General features: G+C 60.0%; 10 protein-coding genes and 1 pseudogene. 7 read left to right on the top strand and 4 right to left on the bottom strand.

Going from position 1 to position 8,835, the window contains the following annotated elements:
* From WCE46_RS06705 to comE, 5 genes and pseudogenes are all read left to right on the top strand, one after another.
* Positions 1-215 (top strand): annotated as a pseudogene (locus tag WCE46_RS06705) (ATP-binding cassette domain-containing protein); the annotation flags it as partial.
* The gene (locus tag WCE46_RS06710) at positions 212-919 is read left to right on the top strand and encodes a GTP-binding protein (protein WP_424732931.1); all 708 of its coding nucleotides are present in this window, start codon (positions 212-214) and stop codon (positions 917-919) included. The pseudogene WCE46_RS06705 and the gene WCE46_RS06710, both read left to right, overlap by 4 nt.
* 3 nt (positions 920-922) lie before the next feature.
* Entirely contained in the window at positions 923-1,537 is a 615-nt protein-coding gene (locus WCE46_RS06715) for a (Fe-S)-binding protein (RefSeq protein WP_424732932.1), read from the top strand.
* Positions 1,538-1,544: 7 nt separating this feature from the next.
* Positions 1,545-2,819: a cysteate synthase gene (locus WCE46_RS06720; RefSeq protein ID WP_424732933.1), complete on the top strand. Its 1,275-nt coding sequence runs from the start codon at positions 1,545-1,547 to the stop codon at positions 2,817-2,819.
* Positions 2,812-3,930, top strand: coding sequence for a sulfopyruvate decarboxylase subunit beta (comE, locus tag WCE46_RS06725; RefSeq protein ID WP_424732934.1), 1,119 nt, complete (start codon positions 2,812-2,814; stop codon positions 3,928-3,930). The genes WCE46_RS06720 and comE overlap by 8 nt, the downstream gene beginning before the upstream one ends.
* Positions 3,931-3,971: 41 nt before the next feature.
* Here comE and WCE46_RS06730 read toward each other — a convergent pair whose 3' ends face one another.
* Both WCE46_RS06730 and nadA read right to left on the bottom strand, forming a co-directional pair.
* A complete protein-coding gene (locus WCE46_RS06730; protein WP_424732935.1) occupies positions 3,972-4,835 on the bottom strand; it encodes a methanogenesis marker 8 protein in 864 nt (287 codons plus the stop codon).
* A gap of 159 nt (positions 4,836-4,994) precedes the next feature.
* Positions 4,995-5,903, bottom strand: a complete 909-nt coding sequence (gene nadA, locus WCE46_RS06735) for a quinolinate synthase NadA (protein WP_424732936.1) — start codon at positions 5,901-5,903, stop codon at positions 4,995-4,997.
* Positions 5,904-6,038: 135 nt separating this feature from the next.
* Between nadA and WCE46_RS06740 the strand changes: the two genes are divergently transcribed.
* Together WCE46_RS06740 and WCE46_RS06745 are read left to right on the top strand one after the other, a co-directional pair.
* Positions 6,039-6,233 (top strand): MoaD/ThiS family protein, encoded by a 195-nt coding sequence (locus tag WCE46_RS06740; protein ID WP_424732937.1) that lies wholly within the window; start codon positions 6,039-6,041, stop codon positions 6,231-6,233.
* 4 nt (positions 6,234-6,237) lie between these two features.
* Complete coding sequence (locus WCE46_RS06745) at positions 6,238-7,173, top strand: TIGR00269 family protein (RefSeq protein ID WP_424732939.1); 936 nt, start codon at positions 6,238-6,240, stop codon at positions 7,171-7,173.
* Here WCE46_RS06745 and fdhD read toward each other — a convergent pair.
* Together fdhD and larE are read right to left on the bottom strand one after the other, a co-directional pair.
* Positions 7,159-7,938: a formate dehydrogenase accessory sulfurtransferase FdhD gene (gene fdhD / locus WCE46_RS06750; protein ID WP_424732940.1), complete on the bottom strand. Its 780-nt coding sequence runs from the start codon at positions 7,936-7,938 to the stop codon at positions 7,159-7,161. The genes WCE46_RS06745 and fdhD overlap by 15 nt on opposite strands.
* Before the next feature lie 25 nt (positions 7,939-7,963).
* Positions 7,964-8,782: an ATP-dependent sacrificial sulfur transferase LarE gene (gene larE / locus WCE46_RS06755; protein WP_424732941.1), complete on the bottom strand. Its 819-nt coding sequence runs from the start codon at positions 8,780-8,782 to the stop codon at positions 7,964-7,966.
* Positions 8,783-8,835: the final 53 nt, after the last annotated feature.

Below are 8,835 nucleotides of genomic sequence, written 5' to 3' on the forward strand. Positions count from 1 at the left end.
ATCTCGCGCTTATCACCGACTGGCGGATCGTCATGAAGAACGGGGCAGTGGCCGGCGTGCTCGAACCGGGGAACCGCGAGCGTGCTATCATCGGCACCGTGTCCGGCATGGATGCGTTCCTCTGGGATCTCCGGGAGAAGATCCGGGGCGGGGAGCTGATCGGCGATTCCGGTACAGCCCCCGCATCCTCGAAAAAGGCAGGGGTGTCGGCATGAAACTCGTCATCGTCGCCGGCCCACCCAGTGCCGGGAAAACTGCAGTCATCCGCCAGATCATAAAAAAATTTTCAAAGACCGATAAGCCCGCGTACCTCAAGATCGATGTCGTGAAGGCATTCGAGGACGAGGAACTCCACGAAGAGTTCGGCATTCCCACCCGGAAGGTCTACTCGGGCGACCTGTGCCCGGACCACATGGGGATCATGGTACTGAAAGACGCGATCACGTGGGCAGAGAAACTTACGGCCGGCATGCTCATCATCGAGAGCGCCGGGCTCTGCCTCCGGTGCACCCCATACACCACGCAGGCGTTTGGCATCGCCGTGCTTCCCGCAGTCTCTGGGAGCAACTCGCCGCTCAAGATGGCGCCGTTGATTGCCCTTGCCGATGCCGCGGTCGTCACCAAGACCGATCTTGTGTCCCAGGCGGAAAAAGAGGTGTTCCGGGAATGTATCCGGAGCGTGGTCCCGAAGATCGATATCATCGAGACAAACGCCGTGCAGGGGACAGGGCTCCGGTACCTCCTCCAGGCGATCAGCAAATATCCTGATATCAGCGACGCGGAGACCATCACGCTGCGGGGTACGCCGCCGCTCGGGGTCTGCACCATCTGTATCGGCAAGAAAGACATTGGGTGGCAGCACCACTTCGGCGTGATCCGGCCGCTGGAGGAGGCTGACAACCTCTACCGGGGGGACTAACCCATGGCATGGGTTCCCCCCGGAAAGGACTGCGGCTCGTGTGGTATTGCCACCTGTAAGGAGTTTGTGAAGACCGTAAAAAAGGGGAAAAAAACCGAAAGCGACTGTCCGTTTTACGCGGTAGAGCAGTGCGCGTGCCAGGATAAGGCCCGGTACTCCGGGATCGACGTGACCGGCGCGAAGTATGATTTTATCATACGGGCGTTCCCCGGCGAGCCTTCGGCCCGCAAGTTTATCGTGCCGTTCCGGGCTGATCTCGTGGAGAAGTGGGACATTCAACCGGGTGCGCTTGTCACCGGCCGTCCAGCCGGGCCCGGCTGCCCGCTCTACCATGCGCTCCGTGTCCTCTCCGCAAACCCGGTCACAGGTGTGCTCGAATGCCACACGGTCGGCCCGCTCGCAGCACGCAAAGAGAAGGCATTCGATGTACAGGCATATCACGTCCACGCATTCGAAGGTCTTGCCGAGACCGTTCTCCGCCCGCCAACCCTCGGGCTCCGGCAGCGGTTCCTGCCCGGCTACTGCATGATCGACCTCGCTCACACCGCTCTCGTGAACATGGTCTTAAAGAAGAAAGACGGTGCCCACGTGAGAGTCGAGGACATCCGCATCCTGTGAAGATCCCATGATACCCAAATACCGGATCCAGTGCGTCGGCGGTGGGGAGATGATTCCCGATATGAATGCCTTGTCGTGTCCCGGCGGCCACGATTCCCTGCTGCGCACCGAGTACTGCCGGCGCAGGCTGCACCTCGCGCCGTACACCGGGATCTTCCGGTACCTCTGCTGGCTGCCGGTGACCCGGCCGTTGCTCCCCTCAGGGGGCCCGGTGACGTTTGCGGCCGACGGTCTTGCCCGCGAGCTGGGTCTCTCCCGACTTTTTATCTCGTTTTCGGGATATTCCCCCGAACACCATGCAGCCCTTGCCACCGGCTCGTTCAAGGAACTCGAAGCCCTGCCCACTATGCAGCGCCTATCAGAACTCGGCGGCAGAATCCCGGTGATCGCCTCTGCGGGGAACACCGGCCGGGCCTTTGCCGGGATCTCTGCGCAGTACAAAAAGCCGGTGGTCGTGGTCGTCCCGGAATGTGCAATCCCGGGGCTCTGGACGACGACGCCGGCGCAGGATGTCTTCCTTGTCGCGGTCAAAGGGGATTACACGGATGCAATTGCGGTCAGTAACATGCTCACAGCCGTCCCCGGGTGCGTGCCCGAAGGCGGGGCAAAGAATGTCGCCCGCCGGGACGGCATGGGGACCGTGATGCTCGACGCGGCAGTCACCATCGACCGGCTTCCCGATCACTACTTCCAGGCAGTCGGAAGCGGGACAGGGGCTATCGCCGCGTGGGAGGCAGCGCTTCGGCTCATTGGCGACGGGAGGTTCGGCACGGCGCTGCCCCGGCTCCACCTCGCGCAAAACAAGCCATTCACCCCCCTTGTCTCGGCGTGGCAGCAGCGCCGCCGCGTCATCGACCCGGATCTTGATATGCCGGATGCGTCCAATGCCGTACAGGCAGTCATGTCCCCCGTTCTCACCAACCGCAAACCTCCCTACGCAATCGCGGGAGGGCTCTATGACACCCTTTGCGCGACCGATGGGTGCATGTATGCAGTTTCAAATGATGAGGGAAGAGCGGCGGCACAGATCCTCCGCGATACCGAGGGGATCGATCCCGACCCGGCAGCAGCGGTTGCCACCGCTGCGCTCATGCAGGCAGCAGAGACCGGGGCCGTTGGCCGTGACGACCTGATCCTCCTCAACATCACGGGCGGCGGGTATGATCGGATACGGGAAGATTACACCCTTTACCCTTTCGAAGCCTCTGCCACGGTAACCCCCGACGAACCCTGTGACAGGCTTGTTGCAGAACTCAAAAAGTGGGTGGCACATTATGGATGAAGACCAGATTATTCTCGAACTCAAAAAGCAGGGAATCGATCTCGTCAGTTCGGTTCCCTGCGACCGTGCAAAAGGGCTCTTTTTCAAATTACCTTCGGAATTCCGGCACATCGGCCTGACCCGGGAAGAGGACGGGGTGGGAATCTCTGCGGGAGCGTACCTTGCCGGCGCCCGCCCGGCGATTGCCCTCCAGAGTTCGGGGCTCGGGAACATGCTCAATGCGATCCTCTCCCTTTCCATGACTTTCGGCCTCCCGCTCCCGATCCTCGCGAGCTGGCGGGGCTGCGAAGGGGAAAAGATCCCGGCCCAGATCCCGTTCAACCGCCCGCTCCCCGGCATCCTGTCCGCAGCTGGTATTGCCTGCACGGAAATCTCCGGGCCGGACGCGCCGCACGAGATCGGCGACGCAGTCGCAGCAGCGTACCAGAAACGAATCCCTCACGTCATCCTCATCCGGCCGGAATGCCTTTTTGAGACCGGGTGCAGCGCACCGTCCCCGGAACCCGCCATGTGCCCGTTCTCCGTCTGTTACGAGCGGAACTGGCGGACGCCGGTGATGACCCGGTACGACGCGATCCGGGCCATTGCCGGGGGGGTACGTGACGAGGTGCTGGTCGCAAACATCGGTGTCCCTTCAAAGGAACTCTATGCGGCATGTGACCGGCCGGAGAACTTCTACATGCTGGGCAGCTACACGCAGGCGTCGGCGATCGGCCTTGGCATTGCCACGGCGCGGCCGGACAAACAGGTGATCGTGATCGATGGCGACGGGAGCCTGCTCGGTTCCGCTATCCTTCCGGTGATCGCAGCGGCGGGGCCAAAGAATCTCTCGATCGCCTGCCTCGACAACGGTGTCTTTGGCAGTACCGGCAACCAGCCCCGGCCCGGCCAGGACACTGCAGATCTCGTGCTCATGGCGCTTGGGGCCGGGTTTGCCCGTACATGGACAGTACACGAACCCTGGGAACTCGAAGTCGCGCTTGCAGCAAAGACCGGTGACGGGCCGTCGTTTGTCCACGTCCGCATCCGGCCAGGCAACAGCGATGTGCCAAACATCCCCTTATCGCCGGCACAGATCCGCGACCGTTTCATGGCCTCGCTGCGGAAATAGCCGGAATCACAAAAAAGTTTTTTTAGCCCTGAATGGCTGGATCAGAGCAGCGGGTCGGGAAGTTCAGGGCCATAGACCGGCAATTTTGCCCCCGATACGAGGACCGGCCGGTCTGACCTGGCGATCTTGTCGAGGATCAACTGTTTGCCCCGCTGTGTAAGTGCAAAGACCGGGACCGCGGTACCGGCCTGCACGAGCGCTTTTGCTCCTGCCACCTGCCAGATCCATTTCGAGGCACAGGCAGTAACAATATCCGCGACCCCGATAAGCCGTTTGGCATCCTTCTCGGTAATCCCGCTCATGTGCACCCCGAAGATAAACGCATCCGGATGCTTTGCATGGATTGCGGCCGCAACATCGGCCGAGGCGACGGTGACCGCAACATGTGAGAACCCTTTCTCGTAGGCACGCGACACCCCGAGCATCGGGTCGATTGTCGCATGTGCCCGGTCAAGGACAATTCCGCCGTTTTTCTCGATCTGGTCCATCTCATCTTTGAGTGGCGAGGTGCTCACGAGCCCTGACATCCTGCCACCGATGCCCTGCACCATCTCCGGGGTCGTCACGATCACGGTTCCCGCGCCGTCGCAGGCAAGGACCGCCGCATCGAGACTCCCGGAAAGGATGCCGCAGCTGATCAGTTCCGATGCCCCGAAACCGACGAAGTCCACGCTCCCGCAGACCTTCCTGTGCGGCTGGCACATGCCCCACGACTTCATCCGGTGTTCGATGTTCGCCTTGACCGCATCCGGGGTAATCTCGTCAATGGGCAGGGCAAATTTTTTCGCAAGCGGGCAGCTTCGAAGCTGGGAGACCGAGACTTCGGCCACTTTCCCCTCCCGTATAATGATTTTAGAGCGTCCCACCGCTTCGATCACATGAATATCGTCTTCGTTTTCATCCATAGACTATCCCTCTATTTTCCCTCTTGTCCCGGCAACGCAGTATCACGGCGGTGTGCCTTCAGGGCAGACGTCGTTGTTTTCCGGGACGTAACGATTGTTAACAAGAAGAGTCTTTTGGGATTTATGGAATAATAAGCCCATGCATCCCGACGATTACTGTTACAACGCGAGCATACGTTCAATGGAACTACGGGCACGGGCAGCGATCTCTTCCGGTACCATGATCCGTGGTCTGAGCGTGGCCAGTGCGTCGCGGACTTTTACAAGGTCGGTCTTTTTCATGTTCACGCAAGTAGCCTTGTCCGAGAGTGGGTAACAGTGCTTGCCCGGGCACTCCTTTGCAAGCCGGTACAGCATGCCATTCTCGGTGCCGATAATAAACTCGTTTTCAGGATCAGATTTCACATGGCTGAGGATCCCCGAGGTACTCGCCACGTGATCCGCGCAATCAATGACCTCCGGCCGGCACTCGGGGTGGACGAGTACGACCGCATCCGGGTGTGCCTGTTTTGCAAGCGCCACATCGGCAGGAGTATACCGGTCGTGGACGAGACAGAACCCTTCCCACGGCAGGACCTTTTTATTGGTAAACCGTGCCGCGTACTGGCCGAGGTTTTTGTCCGGTACAAAGATCACCGTATCCTCTTTTACCGAATTTACCACCTTTACCGCGTTTGCCGAAGTGCAGCAGATGTCGCTCTCCGCCTTTACCTCCGCCGTCGTATTTACGTAGCAGACGACCGCTGCATCAGGGTGGCGGGTGCGTGCAAACCTGAGTTCGTCTGCGGTCACCATCCCGGCCATGGGGCAGCAGGCATCAGGTGCGGGCAGCAGGACGGTCTTTTCCGGTGAGAGGATCGCGGCGGTCTCGGCCATGAAATCGACCCCGCAGAAGACGATGACATCGCCTTTCATTCCTACAGCAGCACGGGCGAGCTCCAGCGAGTCTCCGATAACATCGGCGATATCCTGTATCTCGGGGCGCTGGTAGTTGTGCGCGAGGATGACCGCGTTCTTCTTCTCCTTCTGCCGCAGGATCTCTGCCTGCAGCATGGTGATATCCTGCATCAGGTTACTCGCTCTCCCGGTTGTATCGTAATAGTTTGTCCCGGTGCATCAAATACCCGCTTATCGGGTGCCTGCGGGCAGGTGGCCGGTACCGGGATATTTATGCTCCCGGCTTTCCAATCATTTCATCAGACAATGAAAGTCATTCTGCCGGATCAGGGCGTCCGGGTGATGGAGCAGGGTCAGGGGACGGTCGGGGATCTCCTGCACGAGATTGGGATTAATCCTCTTGAAGTGATTGTGTCCCGGAACGGGAAACTCGTTCCCGAGCAGGCCGCAATCGGCGGGAACGACGAGATCCGGATCATCCGGATCGCGCACGGGGGATAGGATCGTGGAACAGCGTGCCGCCCGGGAGGAGTCGCCGGCCTGTGCCTGCTGTGGCGAACCTGCGGTGGTCTACCAGCTGGTCACCCGGCGCCATCTCTGCGGCACGCACCTGGTTTTAGATGTGGAAGAGCGCGTCCGGGCGACCATACAGGAGACCGGACAGATCAGCCCGGGCGACCGGATCGCGGTGGGCCTGAGCGGGGGAAAGGACAGCACAGCGCTCCTTGTGATCCTCTCCCGGCTCCTGCCTGCATGGCCGGGCGCAAGTCTCGTCGCCATCACCGTGGACGAAGGCATTGCCGGTTACCGGGCTGACACCATGCGGGCGGCAGAGCGCCTCACCGAATGGCTTGGGGTGGAACACCGCATTGTTTCGTTCCGTGAACTCATCGGGGACGATCTCGATGCCCTGCTTCTCGGGCGCGAAACGCAGGCCTGCACCATCTGCGGTATCCTGCGCAAGAAAGCCCTCGCGGACGCAGCACGGGCAGCCGGTGCGACTGCGATTGCCACCGGCCACAACCTCGACGATGAAGCACAATCGGTGCTGATGAATGCGTTCAGGGGAGACCTGCCCCGGCTTGTCCGCACCACAGGTACCGGTACCTCTCCAGTGTTTCTCCCGCGGATCAAGCCGCTGATGGCCATCCCGGAAAAGGAGATCGCGTCCTATCTCTTCGTGCAGGACCTCTTTTCGGTGCTGCCCGAGTGCCCGTACACGAAGTATGCCCTGCGGGCCGAAGTTCGCACCCTGCTGTCGGACTATGAGTGCCGCCACCCCGGGACGATGCAGCACCTCATCGAAAGCAAGAGAACGATCGAAAAGTACTGTGCCGGAACGCCGGTCATGGAACCCCTGCACCGCTGCCGGGAATGCGGCGATCCCTGCTCCGGGGACCTCTGCCAGGTCTGCCGGCTCCGTCACTCACTTTTGGAGTGAGGGTGCACCCTGCACGCGCTCGGGATGGGAGTAGACATTCAGTTTCGTGCTGCGGACAAACCCGACGACGCACACTCCCGTCTCTTCCGCGATGGTGACGGCGAGGGTCGTGGTTGCGCCGCGTGAGATCATCACCGGAATGTTTGCGATCAGGCATTTGCGCACCATCTCTGATGAGATACGGCCCGAACAGATGGCAAATGTCTCTGAAAAATCGATCCTGTTCCGGAGCCCGTAACCGATCACCCGGTCGAGCGCATTGTGCCTCCCGATATCCTCGGAACGGGCAATGATACCCTTCGCCGACGCGAGTCCGACCACGTGGATGCCGCCGGTTATTTTATGCAGGTCTGATTCGAGCACCACTTGTACCGTTGTCCGGATAAGTTCCGGGGAAAGGGAGAGTGCCGAAGTAATCTTTGGCAGTTTTTCGGTATCGATATAGGACGTGGCCCCCCCGCAGCCGGAGAGAATGGTCTTTTTTGGGCCGAGCACCTTGAAGAGGTTCTTTGTGATCACGCTGATCCGGTTCTTCTCGATCCTGATGGATTCGATCTCGTCAACACCTTTGATGATCTGCTCGGTGAACAGGTAGCCGGTGACAAAATCCTCAAGATCTGTCGGGCTCATCATCGCAGTCATCGCGTGCCTGCCGTTTACGAACAGGGCTTCGGGCACCTCATCAATGACCTCGTGGGTCCCGGCTTTTGCCGATTCGCCATCGATCTTTATACAGGGGAGGTTCTTGAACATCGGTGTCTTCATCTGTGTCACCACGAGCGTTTACCGGTCAGGGTTTTTTCGCGGCAGGCGCGAGTACTTCATCCATGCTCCCGCTGCGGTACCCCTCGAGATCGAGTGTCACATAAGAGAACCCGAATGCGGAGAGGGTGCCTGCCACCGCAGCATGCATATCCAGTAATGCGTGCATCTCCTCTTTAGGCACTTCGATGCGTGCAACCATCCCGTGCACTCTCACCCGTACCTGCCTGAACCCTTTTTTATGCAGGAACGCCTCGGCCTCTTCGACCATGTGGAGTTTCTTGTCCGTTATCGCATCCCCGTAAGGAATCCGGGAGGAGAGGCAGGCTGCCGAGGGTTTGTCCCAGAATGAATACCCACCAGCCTTTGCGATCTCCCGGATATCGTTTTTGGTCATGCCGGCATCAAGGAACGGGTGGACAATCCCCTCGTCGGTGCTCGCGGCGAGGCCGGGCCGGTGCTCCCCGGTATCGGAGACGTTGATGCCGTCGGCGACACAGGCAAGTCCCAGTTCCTGCGCCCGCCGTTTTAAGACCGCCGCCGAGTTCTTCTTGCACCAGTAACAGCGTTCGGCGGGGTTCTTCGTGAACCGTGCATCGTCCATCACGGATACTGGGAGGAGTTCGAGATGGAGGTCATAGTCCCGGGCGATCCGTCCCGCCTCTTCTATTGCCTCCCGGGGGACGACCGGGCTGTCGAGAAGGACGCACCGGCTCTTGTCCCCGAGCGCCTCCCGTGCAAGCACCGCAAGCAGGCTGCTGTCCACGCCGCCAGAGAATGCGACAAGCATGGATCCCTTCTCTGCAATCTTTCCGAGGACAAGTTTGCGGCAGGCAGTAGTGTCCATAATACATCCACGTAGTCTTAAAAATCGGGATTAAATAAAATAAAAATCAGCTG

The sequence above is a fragment of the Methanoregula sp. genome (genome assembly GCF_049690535.1).
Lineage (GTDB): Archaea > Halobacteriota > Methanomicrobia > Methanomicrobiales > Methanospirillaceae > Methanoregula.

Coding starts and splice junctions, on each gene's coding strand:
- fdhD (WP_424732940.1), bottom strand. CDS start 7,938: ATGAAGACACCGATGTTCAAGAACCTCCCCTGTATAAAGATCGATGGC.
- nadA (WP_424732936.1), bottom strand. CDS start 5,903: ATGCAGGATATCACCATGCTGCAGGCAGAGATCCTGCGGCAGAAGGAG.
- WCE46_RS06710 (WP_424732931.1), top strand. CDS start 212: ATGAAACTCGTCATCGTCGCCGGCCCACCCAGTGCCGGGAAAACTGCA.
- WCE46_RS06715 (WP_424732932.1), top strand. CDS start 923: ATGGCATGGGTTCCCCCCGGAAAGGACTGCGGCTCGTGTGGTATTGCC.
- comE (WP_424732934.1), top strand. CDS start 2,812: ATGGATGAAGACCAGATTATTCTCGAACTCAAAAAGCAGGGAATCGAT.
- WCE46_RS06740 (WP_424732937.1), top strand. CDS start 6,039: ATGAAAGTCATTCTGCCGGATCAGGGCGTCCGGGTGATGGAGCAGGGT.
- larE (WP_424732941.1), bottom strand. CDS start 8,782: ATGGACACTACTGCCTGCCGCAAACTTGTCCTCGGAAAGATTGCAGAG.
- WCE46_RS06720 (WP_424732933.1), top strand. CDS start 1,545: ATGATACCCAAATACCGGATCCAGTGCGTCGGCGGTGGGGAGATGATT.
- WCE46_RS06730 (WP_424732935.1), bottom strand. CDS start 4,835: ATGGATGAAAACGAAGACGATATTCATGTGATCGAAGCGGTGGGACGC.